Source organism: Vibrio coralliirubri (assembly GCF_024347375.1).
In the GTDB taxonomy this organism is placed as follows: Bacteria; Pseudomonadota; Gammaproteobacteria; order Enterobacterales; family Vibrionaceae; genus Vibrio; species Vibrio coralliirubri.
In genome coordinates this window covers 1999310-2021530 of sequence record NZ_AP025471.1, presented here as the reverse complement: position 1 = coordinate 2021530, position 22221 = coordinate 1999310, and the positions used below count along the sequence as shown (strand labels likewise).

The window sequence follows — 22221 nt, the reverse complement described above, 5'->3', positions numbered from 1 at the left end:
GATTGGCTCTCTCAAAATAACGTAACTTCAAACACATACCTAAAATCAGTGTCCTATAGATAGTGCAGATCAAATAAAAATAATTATATAAACCTAGGCTAGGTTAAACATGAAATTAACGTCGTCTTTAGGCTCACTGTTGGCTAGCAGTCTGTCTATCGAAATAAAACAGCGAGCGCTGATAGAGCTCGTCATCAACACTTATCAGCCACAACAGCGCACTGAGCTTTTTCAAAACGTGACTGAATATCGTAGAAGCCAGTTAGAATTGCTTTTCCCAGAACATCAAAACAAAAGCTATTTGGTATTGTTTGAGGTGATGGACTACCGCGATCTGATTATGCGCTATCCAAATACACTATCTGCAGAGATTACTCTTCTAGAGCAGGCCGTAGGGCAGTGCTATATGCATTGGCTAGATTTCTGGTGTGAGTGTGAAATTGCAGCGATCAAAGCAAAATCTCCATTAAATCCAAGCTCCATTTCTCATGTCGACCTCCCTATCAATGACAGTGCTTATTACGGTGCGATCATCGAACAGATAGAACATGAGCCACTTTTGGTACAAACACCGAGTCACCCACAAGGAATGCCAATCAGCGATGCCATTGCTTTAAGCAATCTTGAGGTGTTCATCAAGGGTGAGAAATGGTTTGAGATGCTGCCTTTATTACACCTTTCTCAGACAGGTAAGCATTTTATTCTGCTCAAACATCCAGTCGATGAAGCCTTTCCGACACTGGTTTCCTCTGCGCTGATTCAAGACTGGTCTAAGAATGACACTTGGTTAAGTTACGCACCGCCGTTCAGCAATGAGCAATGGCAATACTGTTTACCCAATTACGGCTACGATGAACTTGCAGGGTTACAACTTTTCACACCGCCTACACTGTCAAAATGTTACTCTCTCCCAGAATTTGACCAACAATTCCAGTTACAATTGTCCGACAAAAATGCCCTGTGTGAAGTGTTGCGTCTGACAGTCAGTGGCAATACCCAACAAAAGCTCTATTTCCTCTACCTTGCTCAAAAAGAGCTGATGAGTGTGTTACACCAAATAGGCTATAAGATTGGCTTCACTATTATCGAGCAACCTTTCATGCTTCAGTTTTATCAAACCATTGATTCCAATGCATACTTCCATTCTGGGTATTGTGAATTAAATGACGATGGCACAACAATTTATCGTGGGTTCTGGAATTTCGAGATGATGGTAAAAGCGTTCAATAATGTCGATTTCCGAAGCTACAAACGCGCAGTGCGAGAGAGCAGAAAGTCATTAGAAAAGTCGCGCTCGGCAGGAAAAACTAGCTCGGTGAAAAAGGATGAACATGTTTGATTTCGGCCTAGAGGCGATCATCTATGCAAAAGCAATCACACTGCTTGCAACCGTGGCTGTGGTTGTCATGTGGTTGTTCTATTACTGCTATCGCCTGAAACAGAAGAACGAAGTGATCGCAGGGACACACCATGCCCCTTACATTGCGTACTCGATCTGCATTGTTGCGTGGATCAGCAGTAACGCTTATTTCCATACCGACTTATTACCAGAACTTGGGGCCTCGGCCGCCGTGTTTGCCGCAAAGTTTGCCAACCTCGCCTCTTTCTTTGCGTTTGCCTTTGCCTATTACTTCTCGTGTAAGCTCGCCGCAGAACAACGTAATGGTAAGGTTCATGTGTGGCAACAAGCCATTTTCGTCACCCTAACCGTCTACTCCTTCTTTATCAATTTAAGTCCGGGGTTAACCGTTGAACACGTCACCATTGCAGGTCCAAGCCAGTTCGTGATTGAGTTTGGCCCGCATACGCCGTACTTCTTCATTGGGATGATTAGCTTTGTAGTGCTAACACTACTCAACCTGGTGGCCATGCGCGCCAACAGCAGCAAGCTGACCTTAGCCAAAACCAACTACATGATCGCAGGCATTTTAGTCTTCATGCTGTCGACTGCGACAATCCACCTAGGCATGACCTACTTCTTACGTGATTTCTCGCTCACTTGGCTGCCACCAGCTTTGTCGATAAGTGAAATGTTGTTCGTTGGCTATGCCCTGCTGACCTCGCGCTTCTACAGCGTGAAATACTTGGCGTACATGAGCCTAAGTGCGATGTTGGTTTGTGCTATTTTGGTGATCCCTTTTGGCGCGATATTTATCCCGCTGACAGACGACAGTCAATGGCTCGTTGCTATCCCAATCTGTGCGATTATCGGCATCACTTGGCATGTTCTCTACAAACGCGTAAGCCACTACGCCTCCTTCTTTGTCTACGGAAACAAGAAAACGCCAGTACAGCAGATCCTCTCACTAGAAGACGATTTCAAGCTGTCGATTGATGGTGCAATGCGTCGATTAGGTAGCCTACTGCAGATTCCAGAAGACAAGTTGCGTCTGGTGAACAGCAACTACAACCAAACCTTCTACGAAGATTATCTGTCTACCAACAAGTCCGTTTTAGTGTTCGATGAGCTGTCTCAGGAGCTTGATTACACCGCACCAGCCAAACGATCGATTAAAGCCCTGTATGACAAGATGAGTTCAAACGACACCGCTTTGGTGATGCCTTTATTTGGTCAGGGGAAATCGGTCACACACTTATTGGTCTCGTCACACAAGAGCAACGATAAGATGTTCTCTAACGAAGAGATCTCTGCACTGCAAACCTTGTTAACTCGTGTACAAAGCACCATTGAAGCCGATAGACGCATTCGCCAAAGTCGCGCTCTAGCTAATTCTATCGCACACGAAATGCGTAACCCGCTGGCTCAAGTACAGCTGCATTTTGAGGTGTTAAAGCAGCACATTGATAACCAAGCCCCAGCGAAACAAATCCTAAAGGATATTGAGAATGGCCAAGCGGCGATTCAACGCGGGCGACAACTGATTGATATCATCCTACGCGAAGTCAGTGACAGTACGCCTGAACACGGACCTGTGGCCATGACCTCTATCCACAAAGCCGTAGATCAAGCCGTAAGCCACTATGGTTTTGAGAATGAAAAGATCATCGAACGCATTCGTTTACCACAACACGCTGATTTTGTAGCAAAACTGAATGAAACCTTATTCAACTTCGTCATTTTCAACCTGATACGCAATGCTATCTATTACTTTGATTCTTATCCAGAAAGCCAAATTGAGATCAGCACCAACACAGGACCTTACGAGAACGTTCTGATATTCCGAGATACCGGCCCAGGCATTGACGAAGCCATTGCACATAAGATCTTTGATGACTTCTTCTCTTACCAAAAAAGCGGTGGTAGCGGCCTAGGGCTAGGCTATTGCCAACGTGTTATGCGTTCATTTGGCGGTCGAGTTGAGTGCCACTCTAAACTTGGGGAGTTTACTGAGTTCCACCTGTACTTCCCTGTGGTACCCAATGCACCCAAAGCAGACGCACTTCGTACGCCTTATTTCAATGATTGGAAAAGTAATCAAACCGCAACTGAAAACAAAACCAACGCTGAAGCTAAGCCAGATAACCAAGCAGAAACGCAAAGTTCAGAACCAACAAGTACGCTAACCCCAGAGAACCATTTGGCTCCAACCGTGCTTATCGTCGATGATAAAGAAGTACAACGCACGCTTGTTCAAATGTACCTGAGTCGACTTGGCGTAAATAGCTTACAAGCCAAAAACGGTGAGAATGCCGTCGAGCTGTTCAAAACACACAAGGTTGATTTGATCTTAATGGACGTACAAATGCCGATAATGAATGGTTTTGACGCAAGCCAAATCATCAAGGCACGCTCACCTCAAACACCAATCATTGCTTTGTCTGGCGAATCAGGACAGCACGAGTTAGATATGATCAGCAAGTTGATGGATGGTCGCCTAGAGAAACCAACCTCTTTGAACGCGCTGCAACACGTGCTCGATAACTGGCTTGAAAAAGACTGGGCGTCGAATGCTCCCAAAGAAACCGAAGATGAAGAGTAGATGGCTAATGGCTAATGGCTAATGGCTAATGGCTAACAAGTTAATCAACGACTGATAAAAAATCCCCTCAAGAAAGGTTCTTGAGGGGATTTTTATTTGGGAACATTTCAGCCATTAGAAAAGATATTAAAGCTCTTTAATCTCAATCTGACGCAGCGTCTCCATGTATTCCAAAGTTTCATTCACATCGACTGGCTCGTACAAACGTAATACACCAGCCCAACCTTCAGACACTTCAAAATCATAAGCTGTACCGGTACCACAATTGAATGTGACAGACACTGTGCCATCACCGTTATCACGCATGGATTCGCCAGAAGCATAGAAGTGCTCAGAGTCGATCCAACCATCCGCTCCATAAGTGGTTAGAGAGTAGTAACCACCGCGCCCCTCAACGTCCAGATTTGGCGTTGGAATCGTCCACTCTTGGCACGTTGTTTTACCTTGGCCAGGAACACGCTCTAGATACTGCGCAGTGTCTGCAGGTAACCCAGCATAACCAAATGCCGTCACGTACTTGAAGTGATGGTCTTCTACGTCATCCAAAGTCGCACCAAATCCCTTTAAACCTTCAATAGGCGCGCCGTGTTGCATCACGTTATTAATAAGTTTCAGTCGGTAGTTTTCAACGTCACTTGGGTTATATCCTTTACCTTGATAAGGCTTGTTAGAGTTCGCTTTAATAGAAAGTAAACTCTGGCGGCGCTTAGTGTCTTCAATAGAATCTGCTATACGCGTTCTTGCTAGCACATGAACATGAGTTCCGGTCGTCAAATCATCTGCCGTTAGGTGAAGTGTTTCACCTCGGCGAACCACTTTATGCACAAGATGATTTTCGTCCATGATATGAATAATCTGGAAGTAATCATTGTCTTCGTCTGGCACATGGAATGTTGCGCCTTCTGATACATCCACAACCATAGTTGAATAAACGACATCACGATTTGAGCGAATCACCGTTTGCGCGTCTTTGGATACTGGGTCAGCGTGCAGCCAATGGTTAACACCCACTTTGTTTTGCAGGCCAAGGAAGTTCCAGTCAGACTCCGCTTCAGGATAGTTATCCCAATTAACACCACCGATAGCCGCGTGGTCATAAACCGCTGAGTTGTTATTGTCTGCGGCCGTTACGCCAAATGCAGTTAACGCCAATAGCGTCACTAACGTCGTTTTCTTCATAATGGTTTCTCATGTTTGTTTCGATGAACTCAGTATGTAGACGCTCCGTGATATACTCCAATTGATTATATGAAATCAAGATATACAATTTGGGTATATCTAAACAGTTTCGATGATGGAGTCTCGCGATGATGAGTAACCGCTTTAAACAACTAGACCTCAATTTACTTAAAGTATTAAAGGTGTTGGTTGAGGTAAAGAATACACGCAAGGCTTCAGATCTGTTGTTTACAAGCCAACCCTCTATCAGCCGTTCACTACAAAAGCTACGTGAGTACTTTGACGATGAGTTGTTTATACGCTCACAACATGGCCTAGAACCGACCGCCAAGTTGCTTGAAATCAAGCAGACTTTATTACCCGTGTTATCGCAGTTAGAACAAGTGCTTGAACCTGAATCCGAATTTGACGTTGCTCAGTTTGATGGCACTGTGAACATCGCGATTAACGGATTTATTGCCAACAGCATCTCCGCAAAGCTAACTCAAATATTGTTAACACAGGCGCCGAAGGTGAAAGTGAACATTGTGGATTGGGGTGCCCATACGTTGGATTTAATCACCTCTGGCGAGGTTGATTTAGGGGTCAATTATTACCCATTAGAACTATCTAAACAGGTATACCAAAAACGTATCGCAAGTGATGATTTTGTATTGGTTTGCCGCACAGGCCACCCACTTGCCAACACATTATTGAAAAGTGACCAGCAAGAACCTTTGCAATTAGCGAGCTTGGTCGTCAGTGATTGGAACGACAATATTGCGTTAGCACCAAACGTGTTAGCCGATGTCGGCATCAAGACTGAGGTCAAAATACGTTCGACTTACTTACACAGCTTATTGTCTATAGTAAAACAGAGCGACGTATTATTCCCATGCTCAAAACTACTGGCTAATTCGCTTTCAGATGAGTTTTCCTTTGTGCAGTTTCCTCATATGCCCAATATGCCAAATGGCGATATTGGCATGACTATCGGGCGTAAACATCGCAATCAACCGAAAATGCGCTGGTTGGAATCGTGTATCGAAGAGGTATTCAGAGGTTAGTTACCGCATCTCTAAAAGTTGAAAAACAAAGCTAGCTCTTACTGGTGATTAGCCTCTGCCATCGCCGTTTCAATCAAATCCAGCAGCCATTTGTATTTGGCTGAGTGCTGGTTTTTCTTATGAAGATAGGCGAACACCTCCATCTCCTCGGGGCCCTCTTCCAACCCCTCAATCGCGATTGAGCGCAATATGCCTTTATGTTGTTCAATCACCGGAGGCATACAAGGAGCGATAATATTGGAGTGCTTGATCGTTTCAATTAACCCAACAATAGAAGTCGTTCGCAACGCCATATTAATTGTCTTACCTTGGCTCAAGACTTCCTCTTCCAACCGTGAATGTTTGTTTTGGTCGAAATAAGCAAGGTCAACGTGAGCAAATGGAAACGACAACAAATCATCAATCGTTGCGATGGACGCCTTGAAAGGATGATCTTCTCTCACTGCCAATACAAACTTTAAGTTCACGAGCGGTACAGCAATGATCTCAGCAGGCAAATTCTCAGCTTCAAAGTGAATGACAAAATCAATCTCGTCACTTTTGAGCCTTTCTAAAGAATTTTGGGAACTCGTATGACTGATCAGCCTTGAAAATGGACTTTCTATTGATAGCTGATGAAAAAGAGCGGGCGTCAACCAAGGCAGGATATGAGGGTTTGCCTCTATCTTGAAATCTTCGCTTAAATCCGCAGGATTAAACTGCTTTCCTTCTTCTATCGCCGTGAATAGCCCGTCCAATAAAGGAAAAACTCGTCGATACAGGTCGTCTGAATAAGGGGTTGGCAAAAACTGCTTATGGGACAACACAAACAATTCTTCACCTAGAGACTCCTTAAGCTTCTTGATGCTTTGGCTAACGGCAGGTGTCGAAACAAACAGCTTCTCAGCGGCTTTTCGCAAGCTCTTCTCTTGATATACCACCACAAACACTTTCAATAAATTCAGGTCGACGTTGTTCAGTTTCATAGCTAACCATAAAGCATTGCTTAACGAATGGTTAAGTTTATATGAATTAACTTAACAAAGTCCACTTTGTATAGTTGTCCCACCTTCACGATGTACACGGATGTAGTGAGATAACTCTATGAGGCAGCTATGTTATTACAACGTTCTATCCTTTCCCTAACTCCTCTTTTGTTGGCCAGCGGTGTTATCGCTGAAGAAACAGAAGTTCAAGACATGTCAGACCCATTGGCGGTCTACACACAAGCTGGCTTCGGCTACACAGATAATGGCTTAAACCTCAAAGTAGGACAAACCTACGACACAGGCAGCGACACGACCATGGGCATGAATGTGTTCGAAATCAAAGGCATCGCTGGTGAAGCTGTTGGTTGGAACAACCGAGGTGCCGACGACAGTATTGACTCAATCCGCTTTAGAAACTTTGGGGTCGACCTAACCAATGGTCGAGGTACTCAAGTTGATATGTCTTGGGATTTCGATAGCAACCAAGGTAGCGCGTCTTATAGCTTTATTCAGGCATTACCAAAAATGGGCATGTTTAATTTCTATCCGCTTGCAGGTGTCGGTGTTGCTGCTGGTGAAGAGTTGGTTGAAGGCACTGGAGGCGATCTCGACGCCGATCAGCTTCGCGACCGCTACAACATGCACGGTACTTTCTACGTGGCGGGTATGTACGCAAAAATGCAACTTACCGACAAGGTTTGGTTGAACTACAACCCTATGTATTTAGGCACAATGTCAGGGTCATCAACGTTCAAAGATTTTGGCTTTGAGGGCAATGATTCAGTACTCGCACATGAATTTGCAGCGAGCTATCAAATCAATCCAAGAGCCAACGTTCGTTATTTCGCAAACTGGACAGAAAACACCAGTATCGAAGACGGTGATCACCGCATCGAATTTAACTACCAATTTTAAGTAGTGATTTCGGCTTTAACGAGCCGGTTTCGCTTGAACGAATAAGTTTAAGTTTTGAGGACACATTATGAACATGATATCTAAAGCCCTTACCGGTACTTTCACACATCCACTGCGATCAACAGCGATGCTCGTTTCTGTAACAGCCTTGTTTTCAGCAACGGCGATTGCTGGAAACGATAACCCAACAGAAACCCTTCAAACACGTGCGGGAGACTTCACTTTCGAAACCGACTTTCTTCATGGTATTCCAACACAAGAAAGCTCAGCAAAACTGTTCGAACTGATGGACTATCAACGCGCGTCACAAGCTTACATTTGGTCCGTGCCTTTGGTGTCAAACTACGCATGGAAACAAGCCTATGCCGACATGGGTGCAGAGGATGGTCAAATTACTTATGTTGAGTCTCATGAATCTAAGCTAGGAGGCTTAACTTACAACACCTCTACGCCTTACGCGATTACTTGGTTTAACGTAGAAAAAGAGCCCGTTATTATAGAAATCCCCACAAATGAACTGCGCGGCGCAGTACACACTATGTGGCAAATCGGTATTTCTCAGATGACTGAGCCGGGCATCTACGTGGTAAAAGCCAAAGGGTCTGAAACACCGAGCAACCTGCCAAAAGGCGCTAAGGTTTTTGAGTCAGACACCAACTATGTTTTCTTCGGCGTTCGCTTAATGGCAGATTCAGACCAGCAACGTATGAAAGACTTAGAGGCCCTGAAAATTACCGACCTTAACGGCAAGCCACTGAGTGATAACGGCGTAAACTTCCCTGAGCGTGGTGAAGATGCCAAACACCCAAGAGGCATGGCATTTTGGAATACGTTGAATGAAGCCATTCAAGCTGAACCAGTAGCAGAGCGTGATCGCATGATGCACGACATGCTACGCCCACTGGGTATCGAGAAAGGTAAGACGTTTGAACCATCAGGTCAGCAGCGTGAAATCTTAGAGCAAGCTGTGGTGATGGGGGAAGCTATGGTTAAGAATATCGACTTCAACAAAACAGAACGCTTGCCACACGCAGCTTACGGTAAAGAAGGCAACTTTTGGGAAGTCGCGACGGCTTCAACACCAAACCAAGATCGTTACTACGGTATGGATCTCGATGGACGTGCAGCTTGGTTCTATGAAGCTGTAACTAACGACGTAGCAATGCACGGTTTTGAAAATGGCGGCTGGGGTCAGATCTACCTAGACAACTACCGTGACGACAATGGCAAAGGGCTAAATGGCAGTAACCACTATACTTTGACGCTAGATGGAGATGTAAATTTCGCCGATTTGTTCTGGACAATTACAGTCTACAACGTAGAGAACCGCGCCATCATCGACAACGATATTGAGCGTGCCGACGTGGGTTCTAACATTGAAGGGACAGTTAAAGATGTACAAGGCAATTACACCTTCCACTTTTCACCAACTAAGCCAGCGGGCGTTAATGAGGCTAACTGGGTGCAAACTCGAGAAGACGAAAACTGGTTTGTTTACTTCCGCGCATACTCACCAAGTAAAGCATTTGTAGCGCAGCAGCCAGAAACCTTACTGCCTAACTTTAAGCGGGTGGACTAGCTGTTAAGTCTATGTAATACCGATTAAGTCCTTTACGACCTACGATAAAAGAGGAGCCTCAATGCTCCTCTTTTTTACTTTGGCCAAATTGTAAAAACCAAGGGTACCGTCTTAGGAACCTAACCAAAGATGAAGAGTAGATGGCTAACGGCTAACGGCTAACGGCTAACGGCTAACGGCTAACAAGTTAATCAACGACTGATAAAAAATCCCCTCAAGAAAGGTGCTTGAGGGGATTTTTATTTTGGGGTGAACTCGTGAAATTCAGCGAGTTACAACTCTTTAACATTTTTATTCAGTCAAACGAATAAAGTAACACCCGTTTCTTGGTTAATTGAAATAGATTGTGCCACTCCATTTCTTACCAAGCTTAAATTGATAACGTCCGATAGCCATTCGATATCAGAAACTCGAACCTCATCGTTTTGCGTCAAGTTATGTACCGTGGCAACTTTAAGAACCGCTTCTTGGCTACGCAAAATCGTGTACGCTAAATCACTGGTTGCAGGATTGTCTGGCGCATACCCCAACAACAGAGTCGCTGAACTGTCCGTTATTAGCTGTTGATTGAATTCGGTTTGTCCATCAATCGAATAACGTAAATTAGTGGACGTTTTAAGAGGCATCTCATGGCAGCTCGTCATTCTTGCTAAAGGCCCATCTAGTGGATTGTCGCAACCTTGTGCCTTTGTCAAAGCGCTGTGTTGTCCTCTGACATGCCAGACCAAATCTAGTTGTTGGTGGTGAGGGTTTTCCGCAGTATTGAATTCAATCGCCACATCCCCTAACCACAGAATTTGACGGCGAAACACAACGTCTTTGTACGCAGCTAAATCCCACTGAACAATAGTATGGCTATCGACCGTCGGTAACTCACCACACCAATCTGTTTGTGTGTCTAACCATGTGTAGGACTGTTCTTTTACAAACGTATTCACTTGAGGGTTGGCTGGCGGTTGATTCTTCTGATTCACCGCCAAGGTGTTGTGCGTCACCGTATTTTTATAATACCCGTAATGCAGTTCAGCACCGTACCCTGTTGTTCCCAAGTCAGGCAAAATTTCTTTACCATTTCGAGTAATGATCACCCCTAGTCGATCATAGTGATCATGCTCACCACCATACGGAGAGTGCTTAATTAATAGCATGTTATCGTGCTCTCGATCGTGCATGATCGTGACGCCTGATTGTTCTGCGCGAATAGATTGGCACATAAGCGGCTCTGCCACAGGTAATGCATCAACACCGTACAACAGCGCGTCGATATTGTTGCGTGGCTTATCTTGATAGATGCTCTGCAACGCAGATGCAAATAAAGGGTCTCGGAACTCACGATACCCGAATTCGAACAGGTGGCTATGAGTTAACTTCTCTTGACCGGCAATACAATCGTTCAGACGTGGAAAGTCACCTGTATTGATGAGTAGCTTGAGCGGGAACGCCAACATGGTATGGAAGTTTGGCACCGATTGTAGTGAGTACTCTGTTTTACATGCCATTTTTTCGAAATTCAGAAGTGCTTGTAAAGCGTAGTAATGATAATGGATAGAACCTTCAAACCATAAGCCCTCCCCTTTTACACCATGCTCTAACTGATACTTCAAGCCATAAGGGGTGCTCACCGCAAAGTCGATGAATTCTCGCTCACCAAGTATCAAGCCTATCACGCCAATAGTCGCAGAAATCTTCATTTCATGGTTATGCAATTGATCAGCTCGATGTTGCATCAGGAACTCAGCGCCTTCGCGTAACAAGCGCTGTTCAATAAACAATTGCTCTTCGGTATTCAACTGCTCTTTAACGAAATCATAGCCTCGGGCAAAATCAATATTGCAATTCGCTTCACAGAGAGTCTGCGCATTTGCTTTTCCTGGACCGTTATATGGAATTCCGCCGTGTTCTTCGTAATTCGGGTAGTATTCTGCATAACCCAATAAGATCTCACGAACTTTTTCGAAGTATTTGCGGTCTTGAGTAATGTGCCAAAGCAAGCCTAGGTCATTACACGCTTTCGAATTGAGCCCATTAAGCCAACGCCACCATGCACCGTCATAAGGTTCCCCAGTAAGCACCTCGCCATCAACAGGGCATACATGTTCAGTGGGTCGGTCTCTATCCCAACTTAAGCGAACCCCATGCGTGGGGCAAAAATAATATAAATTCCATGTTGCGCGGGCATCAGGTGGAACGAGAGTGTCTGAAGTAAGCACAACCTGATTATCATGAATAATTTGTTCGATGATCTCTTGGCTGGCATTTTGACGAATGACCGCCATTTCCTGAGAGGTAAACTGCAGCATAATGGATACCTATACTAAATCTTTAGATGAATGAAAATTGAAGTATTGTTTGGCGTTTTGATAACAGATATTCTCGACACTCTGTTTAAGCAAAGGCTCATCATTCGGTAATTCCCCGTCATCGACCCACTTACCGAGTAAGTTACATAGAATACGACGAAAATAGTCATGACGAGAGAGTGACAATACGCTGCGAGAGTCGGTTAACATTCCGACAAAGCGTCCTAGAGACCCTAAATTTGCTAGATCTTGAAGTTGTTTTTCCATACCCGCCTTATGATCGTTAAACCACCACGCAGAACCAAGCTGCACTTTACCTGGCTGCGCATCACTGTCTTGAAAGGCGCCTATAATTGACCCAAGCACTGGGCTATCTTTCGGGTTAAGGCTATATACGATGGTCTGAGGGAGTTGGCGGTCTTGATCTAACAAACTCAATAAATGACTCAGGTTTTCTGCAATTGGGTTGTCACTGATAACACTGAAACCCGTACCGCCACCTAGATCATCAAAGCGGCGCTTATTAACATTAGTTAACACTCCAATATGAATTTGCATCGACCAACCATGCTTATGATAAGCCTTGCCAAGCACTTCAAAAACGGCCGTCTTAAACTGCGAGATTTCTTCACTATTCAGCACATCACCACATTTAACCTTTGTTATAGCTTGATCAAGTACATCAGGGTGATAGTGTGAAAAATCCACAATTTTTAACCCCAAGTCAGATAATCGACAGTTATTCTGGGCAAAATAGTCCACACGAGACGTGATTGCTTGAGCGTAGCTTGCAAAATCGACGACATTAATGTCAGTGATGAACGCCAGTGAATGGAGTGTCTTTTGAAAACTACTTTGATTCTCTATTTCAATTAGGCTGTCAGCGCGAAATGTCGGCAAGACTTGTACAGCAAATTCTGAACAATTCAGTTTATCGTGATAGCTCAAATCGCTAAGTGGATCATCGGTAGTGCACAAGGTATCGACTCGACTATCTTTAAGCAGACTTTGGAATCGGTGAGACTCTTGGCTGAGTTTTTGATTACAGTGTTGCCAAATAACCTCGCAATTCTCTGAGTTGAGTAGTAAATCGAGACTGAAGTATCTCTTAAGCTCCAAATGACACCAGTGATACAGCGGATTGCCGATAAGATACGGCATGCTCTCACACCACTTTTGAAACTTTTCATAATCACTCGCATCACCTGTGATGTAATGCTCATCGACTCCGTTACTTCGTAATGCACGCCACAAGTAGTGATCGCAACTCAACCAAGCCTGAGCAATATTGTCGTATTGATGGTTGTCATAAATCTCTTTGGCATCTAAGTGGTTGTGATAATCAATAATGGGAAGCCCTGCCGCGTAATCGTGATATAAACGCTTGGCAGTGTCCCCCTGCAATAGAAAATCTTTATGTATGTATGAAGACATAATTCAAACTCTTGTAGAAAACTGTATTGATAAACTTTAGGGAAAAATTCAATCATGAAATTGTTTCCTAAAGCCCCTCTACGAGGTGGTTCATATAAGCCAGAGAGCGCCCCCTCTGGCCTATACCCTTGTTACTTTTACATGACTAGTTATTGCCGATTACTTGGATGTAGATACTTCTAACCGAGGCGTTTTCCTCGCACTCTTCAATAACAGAGAACCCACAGTAACAATCACTGCGCCACAGAAGATAAAGGCCATGCGACCCCAGAACGGGTTCGGGATTAGTACCATCGCCGTTACAAGTGCACCGAAAACCAGAATGAGTTTGCCTAGCATGTCGCGTTGTTGGCGATCCATTTCATCTTGTCCTTCCTCTTCGATAACAGGAGTCGCAACATCACTCCAAAACTCTTTAAGTTCTGTGTTTCGTTCGCCCACTGGCTCTTTGTAGAACTTAGTTGTTAGACAAAAGAAACCACCTGTGATCACAAGGTGACCAATAACCCCAAGCAGAACTTTTAGGTCACTCGCTTCACGTCCTGTGAACGGAACCTCTAGGTTTAATAGATTGGCAACGACGTCTGCTGTAAGCACAAAACTCACGATGTAAGACACCAACATGCCCACAGCCAATGTCGCCCAGGCTGCCCAGTCGGGGGTTTTCTTAATAAACATACCGAAGAATAGCGGCACTAGAATTGGCATTTGTAACAGCGTACTTACGTACATCATTGCGTCGAAAAGGCTCAAGCCACGAAGAGAGTTAATGAACAACGCCACCATGATGATCAATATGCCGAAGACCATGGTCATGAATTGACTCACTCGCATCAGCTTCTTGTCATCCGCATTTTTGTCCATGATTGGCGCGTAAAAGTTACGCACAAACACACCTGAATTTCGGTTTAGACCTGAATCCATTGAAGACATTGTTGCTGCAAATACAGCCGACATAAGCAGTCCCACCATACCAACCGGCATGACGTTTTCGACAAACACTAGGTAGACTGCATCAGCTGCTTTACTACCAAGTTCAGCCGCGTGCACAGTTGCCGCTTCAGGATAGATAATTGCAGTTACCCAAGGTGGTAAGAACCAAATTGCAGGTCCAACCAGCATCAATACAAACGCAAGGAGTGCCGCTTTACGTGCGTTAACAGAATCTTTCGCCGTTAAGAAACGATATGAATCTTGCATGTTGTTGATGTTTTGCAGCTGCTTAACGAACATGAAGATAAACCAAGATACGAACAGCAATGGATAGTTCATATCAGAGCCCATGACACTGTCGGCAGGGAATTGCTCGATAAGATTCGCTGGACCACCAATTTTTGCCAATGCAGCCACAGCACAAACCACCGTCACCGCCATGATCACAACCATTTGTACAAAGTCTGAAGCAACAACCCCCCATGCTCCGCCCAGTACTGAAATGAAGAGAACAATCAAGCCAGTCACAACGATCGTGGTTTCGATATCCACTTTAAACACAGCACTAACGAAGAGTGCGAGACCATTTAGCCAAATACCGGTGTAAACCACACTTGTCGGCATTGTCGCCCACGTAAACACTTGTTCATTCGTTGCACCGAAGCGACGACGCACCCCTTCAATAGGTGTAACAACACGCATTTGTCGAAAGCGGTATGAAAAGAACAACCACGAAAGTAGAAAGCCAAATGCGTTCGCCATGAAAATAACCATGATTGGGAACCCATCGGTAAAAGCTTTACCCGCAGCGCCAGTAAATGTCCAAGCACTAAACTGCGTCATGAATGCGGTAGAGCCAACCATCCACCACAACATCTTGCCTCCTCCACGAAAGTAATCACTGGTAGAGCTGCCTGCAAAACGTTTGAAGATGACGCCAATCGCTATCATAAAGATAAAATAGACACCAACAACGAGCATGTCGATATTCATTACGAACCCCTTTTCATTATTGTTCCGTTTAAATGATTTAATTTTTAAAATACCGTTTCATTATTGCATTAACGACATTTTATTTAAGGGTAATCTGTGATTTTTGTGATCCAAATAATGCAAAAGTCATACAAATGAGATCGAGGTTGGATTATTGAGATCAGCGCTTTTTAGGTTGAAAAGATCATTGATGGATATTTGGATACATCGTGGCGAGAAGAGGCAAAAAGAGATCAAGTAACCTAGGGATATAGCGACCAAATTACGAGCCTAGGAGGTATACCAAGCCATGACTCAGGCGCCTATTGCTTTGGTATTGACTGAATATCAGCCACTAATTATCCAAACACCGGATATAAAAAAGCCAGCCTCATTGGGCTGGCTCTCTGAAATCAAGCGTTAGAATTAGTCCAAAAGCGAACGAACATAATCTGCAATTTCTTGGTTTTGGCAGCTATCAAAGAAACACTGTTGGAAACGGGGGCTACCCACAGCTGTCTTCACTAGATCTTGATCGATAGCGAGCAGTGAATCAATAAAGTTATCCTTCACTACCGCTGCTTTTACCTCATTAAGAAGCGCGGCATTGCGTTGTTGTGGCTCTGCTCGCTCTAACGGGTAACCTTGACCACGCTCACCTGTGAACGCTTTTTCAAAGATGTAACGAACGTTCAGTTCACCAGCCCAACCAAAACCTTTCGCAAAAGCGAGCGCGATAGCGTTGCCGTTGTTGATTTGGTTAAACAAGAATGCATCAGAAGGCTCTAAACAGTAACCACAAACCACGCCGGGATGTAAGTTCAGCGACATCAAAGCACCTTGGCCAGTACCACATCCTGTCACAACAAAGTCAACAGCCTTTGAGTTAATCAGAATGCTCGCCATAATACCTAGATGAATATACGTTAAGTGGTGATCGTTCTCATCTGTCATTCCTAGGTTGAAAACATCGTGACCAAAACCACCAGCAACTGACTCTAGTTCAGCTGATACCATTGCATTTTTGCCTGCTTGACTGTTTTCCATCATTAGTGCGATTTTCATTTACTTTCTCCCGCAGCATTACTGCAAATTTAAAAATTAGTGCTCAAATGTTCGTTCTAAAAAATTTAGAGCTTAAACAAAGTCTTTACGCATTGGCGTAAAGTTATCAATTAATACACCGGCTTCTAGGCAAACACAGCCATGTTCGATACCCGGCTCTTTGTACATAGTGTCGCCTGCGCGCACCACTTTCGTTACATCGCCAATAGTGAACTCAAAGGCTCCCGACAATACGTATGTGAGCTGCTCATGAGGATGGGTATGCAACGCACCAACAGCGCCGGTTTCGAAATGAACTTCTACAGCCATCACGTTCTCGCTATGAGCAAGCACCTTGCGAGAAACTCCCGCGCCAAGATCTTCCATTTTCACGTCTTCGTTATACACAAACATGTCGTTTTTATTCCTGTTGTTGCGGCGTAATTTTGCACTTGGCGTTATCTTGGTATAGACGAAAAATAGTAACGAGGTTAATCCCTATCACTGATATTTCCATCAGCGAGCCACCAATTGAACCAATAATCAGATTATTAGTTAGCCAGCATGCAGCTCCCAATAAAAAGCCGATTCTTAGTGCAATGCCGTTCAATCTAAATATTGAGTACGTTCCAATAATCGTTCCCGCTAAAGGCAGAAGTTGATACCAATGCTGAGCAAAACCGATTCCGCTGCCAACCGCGAGCGTAATAAATAACCCTGCAGCCCACAGCGATTTGGTATACATCGCGGTGCCAGTTCTGAGTGCTGAAATCAAAGCACCGATTGCCGATGTAATGGAACCCAATAATAAAAAGTGAATAAGATGGTTAACGTTCAACATCAACATAACCACTTTGAGCTTTTTGTCGTCCTTCTGGTAAAAGGTCGAAAGGCCCAGAAGGAAACTTACTAGCCCTACAGCTTGTGCAACGATCTCGTTAACCATCTTATATTACAAAAACATTTATCGTGCTAACCATCCACCATCAACAGCAATGGTATAACCATTAATGTAATCCGATGCCGGTGATGCTAAGAACACACATGGGCCAGCGACATCTTTTGGTGTACCCCAGCGATCAGCAGGAATGCGCTCAAGAATAGCTTGGTTACGATCAGCATCTTCACGCAGTGCTTGAGTATTGTTGGTTGCCATATATCCAGGTGCAATCGCATTAACATTAATGTTATCGCTCGCCCATTCGTTCGCCATTGCACGGGTGATGCCCATTACAGCACTCTTAGACGCAGTATACGAAGGAACACGAATACCACCTTGGAAAGAGAGCATTGATGCGATATTAATGATCTTGCCGCCAGTGCCTTGCGCTTTAAACTGCTTCGCAACAGACTGAGACATAAAGAAAACGGTCTTAGTATTGATGTTCATTACGTCATCCCAGTTTTGCTCAGAGAACTCAATCGCGTCTTCTCGGCGAATAATGCCGGCATTATTAACAAGGATGTCGATGTGACCAAACTCAGTCAGCGCTTTATCTATAATTCCAGGAATATCTTCCTGCTTTAGGAGGTCAGCACGTACGTCTAAAAACGTATGACCCGCTGCATTCATTTTTTCGATGGTATCTGTTGGCTCAACACGATTTACGCCAACCACTTTACATCCAGCTTCAGCTAAACCAATTGCCATACCTTGACCAAGGCCGGTATCACAACCCGTCACTATCGCTACTTTACCTTCCAGATTGAATGACTCTAACATCATGTTCGCTTCCTCAATTACGTTTAGTGTTGTGGCATTTCTGTAATTTCGCCCACTCGATTTAGTCATACAATAAAACATAAATTCGTTGCTGACAATTATTTTTGAAACGACATTTCAAAAATAATTTCTAATTAAGTTAAAACTTTGAAGTCGATCGTTCTCGTTTTTTATTTTTTTGAAAAGGCTTTTTAGAAATTACGAAAAGTGGTATTTTGTCTTGATATTAGATAGCCCAAAGGAAGAAAAATGGAGAAGTCCACCCAACCAGAAGCCGTTTCATCGGTATTAAAAGTTTTTAATATTCTTGAATCTCTGGGGGAACAGAAGGAAATAGGCGTATCAGACCTTTCACAACGTCTAATGATGTCTAAAGCCACTACCTACCGCTTTCTACAAACAATGAAAATGCTTGGCTATGTATCTCAACAAGGCGAAGCTGACCGATACTCACTCACATTAAAGATGTTCGAACTTGGTTCAAAATCACTCGAGTGGGTTGATATGATCACAATTGCAGAGAAAGAGATGCGTGTGATTTCAGAAGAGACTAGTGAAACCATTCACTTAGGTGCGTTGGACCATGGATCTATCATCTACATACACAAGATCGATTCTAGCTTCGCGCTGCGCATGCACTCGCGCGTTGGTCGAAGAAACCCTCTGCATACGACTGCGATTGGTAAGGTTTTATTGGCAGAACGTGACGAAGAATTCGTTCGCACTCAGTTGGCAGACGCCGAGTTTGTGAAAAGCACAAAAAATACCCTTGAAAACGTCGACCAACTTATCAACGAACTTAAAGCGGTTAAGCTACAGCACTTTGGCGAAGATAATGAAGAACAAGAGCCAGGCTTACGTTGTATCGCAGCTCCAGTTTACGACCGTTTTGGTACCGTAATTGCCGGTGTCTCAATTTCATTTCCTACCATTCGATTTGATGAAGAGAAAAAAGCTCACTATGTGGCGTTACTGCACAACGCAGGTAGAAATATATCCAAGCAATTAGGGTTTAATGATTACCCAATCAAATAATGAAAAGGCAGCAATTATTGCTGCCTTTTTTATTGCGAATTGTCCCATCGATTACCAGCCCAAGAATCATCGACAAGTCATGCTGTGCGTAAAGTTGAACAACATCGAGCTCAGATAAATCCCTCCCCTTCCTCAAATCATGTGAAGACCGTCAAGCCTATAACCCACTATGAACCATGATCTCGAAGATCACCCAAACCAGATATTTTAGGGATTTGGCAACAATTCCATGATTTAAAAGAGTAAAAGGGTTATACATAATGATGTGTTATCTAAATTACTGAAATTATCATGACGCTCAAAGAGATCCTTAAAATTCCCAATGTCCGCTACTTCTTAATGTTTAGAAGCAGCTACTTTGCGCGTTTTTACTACCCTATATTCACCCTACTTTATTTAGATTACGGGTTAACCCTGTCTCAATTCGCGATGCTCAATGTAGTTTGGGCGGCCACCATTGTGCTTGCTGAAGTACCGTCGGGAGCATTCGCCGATACCTTGGGCCGCAAGAAACTTGTGGTGCTTTCTTCAATTGTGATGTTTGTTGAGATCGCGATGATCGCGCTAGTACCAACTGGAAACCCCGACTTGGTGTTCATAGTCTTTCTTATTAACCGGATTCTCAGTGGCTTAGCGATGGCACTGGCCAGCGGTGCTGACGAGGCATTGGCTTACGACACCTTAAAAGAACAAGGCAATGAAGAGTTGTGGCCGCGAGTGCTGCAAATTCAGCTACGTGTCGCCTCAACCGTCGGTATCTTTGTCACGCTGATTGGTGCGGCGATGTACGACGTGAACTTTATGGCGAACATCTTTCATTTTCTTGGACTAGCCGAACCAGAAAGCACTAAAGACCTGATGCGTATTCCTGTGTTCGCCACCCTATTTGTTGCGATGATCGCTATCTATGCCGCGATTAATATGCGCGAAGAGAAAAAGGTAATGCCAAGCGACCAAACCAAATTAACAACCACTATCTCAAGTCTCAAATTGACGATCGATGCGGGTAAATGGGTATTCGCTACGCCTTACGTGCTGTTCATCTTGCTCTACTACAGCCTATTCGAACACACCTCACGCATGTTCCTAACCATGAACAGCCAATACTATCTGGCCATTGATATTCCAATTATCTACTTTGGTTTTATTGGCGCGGGTATCAGTTTGCTTAAGATTATATTGGCAGGACAAAGCCGAAGATTAGCAGAGAGCATGGAGGCTAAAACCTTCATTGTAGTTATGGGATTGGCATGCATGGCGACTTATTACTGGATCAGTTTAGGTTGGTCGATTTACGGGGTCATTCCGGCACTGGTATTAATCTTTATCATCATGACGATGAACATTTTCATCAGCTACCACCTGAATAAAAAAACCGAATCACACAACAGAGCCACGGTCCTCAGCTTTAAAGGGCTGATGTTTAACCTCGGATACGGTCTTATCGGTATCTTGTACGCTTACTACTATAAGTTGGTGTCTCAGGGCTACACCGAACAAGAAATAGAACAGAACCTTGCCTTCTTGGCCTCACTGTCTTCGTTTTTCTATTACTTCACCTTACTGTTCATTTCGATCAGCGCGCTGTTCTACTTCAAGAACAGAAAACAAGCGATTTTCTAAACAACCTATTGATCTCGAATAACGAGTAAAATGAAGCCGCTGAGGTTTACAGCGCAAGTTTTAAAGACCGAGTATTCTTCAAAACCGAACCACCTTAAAAACAGAGCGGCTCACGCAACTAACTATTGCTTATTGAAAGAACAAGTCGCTTCTTATATTGGTTTTATTTGTTAATATAATCAGCAAATTACATAAAACATGGACGCGTCATGTCTTTTAGTTGGATCGCCTTTACTCTCCTTGCTGCCTTTAGCCAATCTTGGCGCAATGCCTTTCAAAGTAAATTAAGTGGCACCATGAGCGTGGCTGGCGTGACGTTGGCGCGATTTATTTGGGCTGGCCCAATCGCCCTTATTTATCTCTACGCCCTCTATCAATGGCAGCCAGTCTCCGCACCGTATTTTTCGGGTGAGTTTGTTTTCTATATTGTTGCCGCCGCCATCATGCAGATCCTCGCGACCGGCTTAATGGTGATGCTGTTCAAGCTAGAAAACTATGCGATAGGCGCAGGATTAGCCAAGTGTGAAGCTCCCGTATCTGCGGTGTTATCCGTGTTGTTTTTTGGAACTGCTTTAACATTAACAGGTTGGATTGGCGTACTTATTGGTACTTTAGGCGTACTAATCATGAGTAGCGCTTCTGGCTGGCGAAGCTTGTCCCCGAAAGTGTTCTTATTAGGTATGGCTTGTAGCACCGCCTTTGCTTTAACGTCTCTTTGGGTACGAGAAGCAAGTTTGAGCATAGGGTTGCCCTTCCCTCATAGCGCTGCTTGGGTGTTGTTTCTGGTGATTACTCTTCAGACATGCATTATCTGCACGTATCTTTTCTTCAAGGAACGAGACACGCTGCGCCTGATATTCAAGAAGTCGAAACTGGTCGTCATGACAAGCCTAGCGAGTGTTATCGGTTCTCTGGGTTGGTTTAGCGCAATGTCACTTCAAGCCGTGCCGTACGTAAAGACACTTGGGCAAGTCGAAGTGATCTTCATGGTGTTGATATCCTATTTCTGGTTAGGGCAAAGAATCGCACGCAAAGACATTGTTGCACTCATCTTACTCTCTATCGCAGCGGTATTGGTGATGTGGCAGTAATTTGAACGTCGCCATACTGGAGGTGGGTCAAAGAGAACTAGAAATCATACCCCACCGTAACATTCATCCACTGTATAAATATTACGATGGCGTAAAATGATAAGAACGGCCTCCACATAATTTTTATAGTGCACGTATCAGCTATTAATCATTACCCAATAGGATACAGCCCAATGAAAACCCTTACTCAAATCGCACTAGCAACGATCTTTTTTACAACCTCAATGATGGCATTCGCAGAACCCGCGACAACAAACCAAGCCCAACTAGAGGCGTCAAGCACAACAGTGAAGCATGAAGGAATGACCGTGACGCTAACTGATAAGCATTTTACTCCTGCAGAAGAAACTGAAGCCACTGCCTCACAAACGTTAACGCAAAGCCAAAAAACAGACTCTGCGCCACAGCCAACAATATAATGGCTTTATCAAAATAGTG

The 22221-nt window shown here is 44.1% G+C and carries 18 protein-coding genes and 1 pseudogene; 9 read left to right on the top strand and 10 right to left on the bottom strand.

Annotated features, from left to right (window positions below):
* Positions 1 to 109: 109 nt before the first annotated feature.
* Positions 110 to 1339 carry an acyl-homoserine-lactone synthase gene (locus OCV20_RS25685; protein WP_086773596.1) on the top strand — a complete coding sequence of 410 codons (1230 nt, stop codon included), beginning with the start codon at positions 110 to 112 and terminating at the stop codon, positions 1337 to 1339.
* Positions 1332 to 3941: a quorum-sensing autoinducer 1 sensor kinase/phosphatase LuxN gene (gene luxN, locus OCV20_RS25680; RefSeq protein WP_086773595.1), complete on the top strand. Its 2610-nt coding sequence runs from the start codon at positions 1332 to 1334 to the stop codon at positions 3939 to 3941. The genes OCV20_RS25685 and luxN overlap by 8 nt, the downstream gene beginning before the upstream one ends.
* Positions 3942 to 4067: 126 nt before the next feature.
* Here luxN and OCV20_RS25910 read toward each other — a convergent pair whose 3' ends face one another.
* Complete coding sequence (locus tag OCV20_RS25910) at positions 4068 to 4343, bottom strand: hypothetical protein (protein WP_048614917.1); 276 nt, start codon at positions 4341 to 4343, stop codon at positions 4068 to 4070.
* Positions 4344 to 4829: 486 nt separating this feature from the next.
* Positions 4830 to 5120, bottom strand: a pseudogene (locus OCV20_RS25905) (DUF1254 domain-containing protein); the annotation flags it as partial.
* A gap of 131 nt (positions 5121 to 5251) precedes the next feature.
* Here OCV20_RS25905 and OCV20_RS25670 point away from each other — a divergent pair.
* Positions 5252 to 6166, top strand: a complete 915-nt coding sequence (locus OCV20_RS25670; RefSeq protein WP_261881464.1) for a LysR family transcriptional regulator — start codon at positions 5252 to 5254, stop codon at positions 6164 to 6166.
* 38 nt (positions 6167 to 6204) lie between these two features.
* Here the strand turns inward: OCV20_RS25670 and OCV20_RS25665 are convergent, their stop codons facing one another.
* Positions 6205 to 7131, bottom strand: coding sequence for a LysR family transcriptional regulator (locus OCV20_RS25665; RefSeq protein ID WP_086773594.1), 927 nt, complete (start codon positions 7129 to 7131; stop codon positions 6205 to 6207).
* A 129-nt stretch (positions 7132 to 7260) separates the two neighbouring features.
* Here OCV20_RS25665 and OCV20_RS25660 point away from each other — a divergent pair, with 129 nt between their 5' ends.
* Both OCV20_RS25660 and OCV20_RS25655 read left to right on the top strand, forming a co-directional pair.
* On the top strand, positions 7261 to 8049 hold the full coding sequence (locus OCV20_RS25660) for a hypothetical protein (protein WP_086773593.1): 789 nt from the start codon (positions 7261 to 7263) through the stop codon (positions 8047 to 8049).
* Between the two features lie 67 nt (positions 8050 to 8116).
* Positions 8117 to 9628 carry a DUF1214 domain-containing protein gene (locus tag OCV20_RS25655; RefSeq protein WP_086773592.1) on the top strand — a complete coding sequence of 504 codons (1512 nt, stop codon included), beginning with the start codon at positions 8117 to 8119 and terminating at the stop codon, positions 9626 to 9628.
* 299 nt (positions 9629 to 9927) lie between these two features.
* On the opposite strand, the gene OCV20_RS25650 is transcribed toward OCV20_RS25655, so the two are convergent.
* From OCV20_RS25650 to kduD, 7 genes are all read right to left on the bottom strand, one after another.
* Positions 9928 to 11928 (bottom strand): heparinase II/III domain-containing protein, encoded by a 2001-nt coding sequence (locus OCV20_RS25650; protein ID WP_086773591.1) that lies wholly within the window; start codon positions 11926 to 11928, stop codon positions 9928 to 9930.
* A gap of 9 nt (positions 11929 to 11937) precedes the next feature.
* Positions 11938 to 13362 carry a glucuronate isomerase gene (gene uxaC, locus OCV20_RS25645; protein WP_086773590.1) on the bottom strand — a complete coding sequence of 475 codons (1425 nt, stop codon included), beginning with the start codon at positions 13360 to 13362 and terminating at the stop codon, positions 11938 to 11940.
* A gap of 159 nt (positions 13363 to 13521) precedes the next feature.
* Complete coding sequence (locus OCV20_RS25640; protein WP_050652775.1) at positions 13522 to 15288, bottom strand: sodium:solute symporter family protein; 1767 nt, start codon at positions 15286 to 15288, stop codon at positions 13522 to 13524.
* Between the two features lie 405 nt (positions 15289 to 15693).
* Positions 15694 to 16332, bottom strand: coding sequence for an RpiB/LacA/LacB family sugar-phosphate isomerase (locus tag OCV20_RS25635; protein WP_086773589.1), 639 nt, complete (start codon positions 16330 to 16332; stop codon positions 15694 to 15696).
* A gap of 72 nt (positions 16333 to 16404) precedes the next feature.
* On the bottom strand, positions 16405 to 16725 hold the full coding sequence (locus tag OCV20_RS25630; RefSeq protein WP_010431369.1) for a cupin domain-containing protein: 321 nt from the start codon (positions 16723 to 16725) through the stop codon (positions 16405 to 16407).
* A gap of 7 nt (positions 16726 to 16732) precedes the next feature.
* Positions 16733 to 17257 (bottom strand): YgjV family protein, encoded by a 525-nt coding sequence (locus OCV20_RS25625; protein WP_086773588.1) that lies wholly within the window; start codon positions 17255 to 17257, stop codon positions 16733 to 16735.
* A gap of 18 nt (positions 17258 to 17275) precedes the next feature.
* Complete coding sequence (gene kduD / locus OCV20_RS25620) at positions 17276 to 18037, bottom strand: 2-dehydro-3-deoxy-D-gluconate 5-dehydrogenase KduD (RefSeq protein WP_048609765.1); 762 nt, start codon at positions 18035 to 18037, stop codon at positions 17276 to 17278.
* Positions 18038 to 18283: 246 nt separating this feature from the next.
* On the opposite strand from kduD, the gene kdgR reads away from it, so the two are divergent.
* The 4 genes from kdgR to OCV20_RS25600 all read left to right on the top strand — a co-directional run bounded on the left by kdgR (position 18284) and on the right by OCV20_RS25600 (position 22202).
* Entirely contained in the window at positions 18284 to 19069 is a 786-nt protein-coding gene (gene kdgR / locus OCV20_RS25615) for a DNA-binding transcriptional regulator KdgR (RefSeq protein ID WP_086773587.1), read from the top strand.
* A 291-nt stretch (positions 19070 to 19360) separates the two neighbouring features.
* Positions 19361 to 20692, top strand: coding sequence for an MFS transporter (locus OCV20_RS25610; RefSeq protein WP_086773586.1), 1332 nt, complete (start codon positions 19361 to 19363; stop codon positions 20690 to 20692).
* A 209-nt stretch (positions 20693 to 20901) separates the two neighbouring features.
* Entirely contained in the window at positions 20902 to 21783 is an 882-nt protein-coding gene (locus OCV20_RS25605) for a DMT family transporter (RefSeq protein WP_086773585.1), read from the top strand.
* Positions 21784 to 21956: 173 nt separating this feature from the next.
* Positions 21957 to 22202 carry a hypothetical protein gene (locus OCV20_RS25600; RefSeq protein ID WP_086773584.1) on the top strand — a complete coding sequence of 82 codons (246 nt, stop codon included), beginning with the start codon at positions 21957 to 21959 and terminating at the stop codon, positions 22200 to 22202.
* Positions 22203 to 22221: the final 19 nt, after the last annotated feature.

What these genes read in the sequence shown, in the direction of transcription:
- uxaC (WP_086773590.1), bottom strand. Translation starts at nt 13,362, where the DNA reads ATGTCTTCATACATACATAAAGATTTTCTATTGCAGGGGGACACTGCC.
- OCV20_RS25635 (WP_086773589.1), bottom strand. Translation starts at nt 16,332, where the DNA reads ATGAAAATCGCACTAATGATGGAAAACAGTCAAGCAGGCAAAAATGCA.
- OCV20_RS25665 (WP_086773594.1), bottom strand. Translation starts at nt 7,131, where the DNA reads ATGAAACTGAACAACGTCGACCTGAATTTATTGAAAGTGTTTGTGGTG.
- kduD (WP_048609765.1), bottom strand. Translation starts at nt 18,037, where the DNA reads ATGATGTTAGAGTCATTCAATCTGGAAGGTAAAGTAGCGATAGTGACG.
- OCV20_RS25630 (WP_010431369.1), bottom strand. Translation starts at nt 16,725, where the DNA reads ATGTTTGTGTATAACGAAGACGTGAAAATGGAAGATCTTGGCGCGGGA.
- OCV20_RS25640 (WP_050652775.1), bottom strand. Translation starts at nt 15,288, where the DNA reads ATGAATATCGACATGCTCGTTGTTGGTGTCTATTTTATCTTTATGATA.
- OCV20_RS25650 (WP_086773591.1), bottom strand. Translation starts at nt 11,928, where the DNA reads ATGCTGCAGTTTACCTCTCAGGAAATGGCGGTCATTCGTCAAAATGCC.
- OCV20_RS25685 (WP_086773596.1), top strand. Translation starts at nt 110, where the DNA reads ATGAAATTAACGTCGTCTTTAGGCTCACTGTTGGCTAGCAGTCTGTCT.
- OCV20_RS25625 (WP_086773588.1), bottom strand. Translation starts at nt 17,257, where the DNA reads ATGGTTAACGAGATCGTTGCACAAGCTGTAGGGCTAGTAAGTTTCCTT.
- OCV20_RS25670 (WP_261881464.1), top strand. Translation starts at nt 5,252, where the DNA reads ATGAGTAACCGCTTTAAACAACTAGACCTCAATTTACTTAAAGTATTA.
- OCV20_RS25610 (WP_086773586.1), top strand. Translation starts at nt 19,361, where the DNA reads ATGACGCTCAAAGAGATCCTTAAAATTCCCAATGTCCGCTACTTCTTA.
- OCV20_RS25655 (WP_086773592.1), top strand. Translation starts at nt 8,117, where the DNA reads ATGAACATGATATCTAAAGCCCTTACCGGTACTTTCACACATCCACTG.
- OCV20_RS25660 (WP_086773593.1), top strand. Translation starts at nt 7,261, where the DNA reads ATGTTATTACAACGTTCTATCCTTTCCCTAACTCCTCTTTTGTTGGCC.
- kdgR (WP_086773587.1), top strand. Translation starts at nt 18,284, where the DNA reads ATGGAGAAGTCCACCCAACCAGAAGCCGTTTCATCGGTATTAAAAGTT.
- OCV20_RS25600 (WP_086773584.1), top strand. Translation starts at nt 21,957, where the DNA reads ATGAAAACCCTTACTCAAATCGCACTAGCAACGATCTTTTTTACAACC.
- luxN (WP_086773595.1), top strand. Translation starts at nt 1,332, where the DNA reads ATGTTTGATTTCGGCCTAGAGGCGATCATCTATGCAAAAGCAATCACA.
- OCV20_RS25605 (WP_086773585.1), top strand. Translation starts at nt 20,902, where the DNA reads ATGTCTTTTAGTTGGATCGCCTTTACTCTCCTTGCTGCCTTTAGCCAA.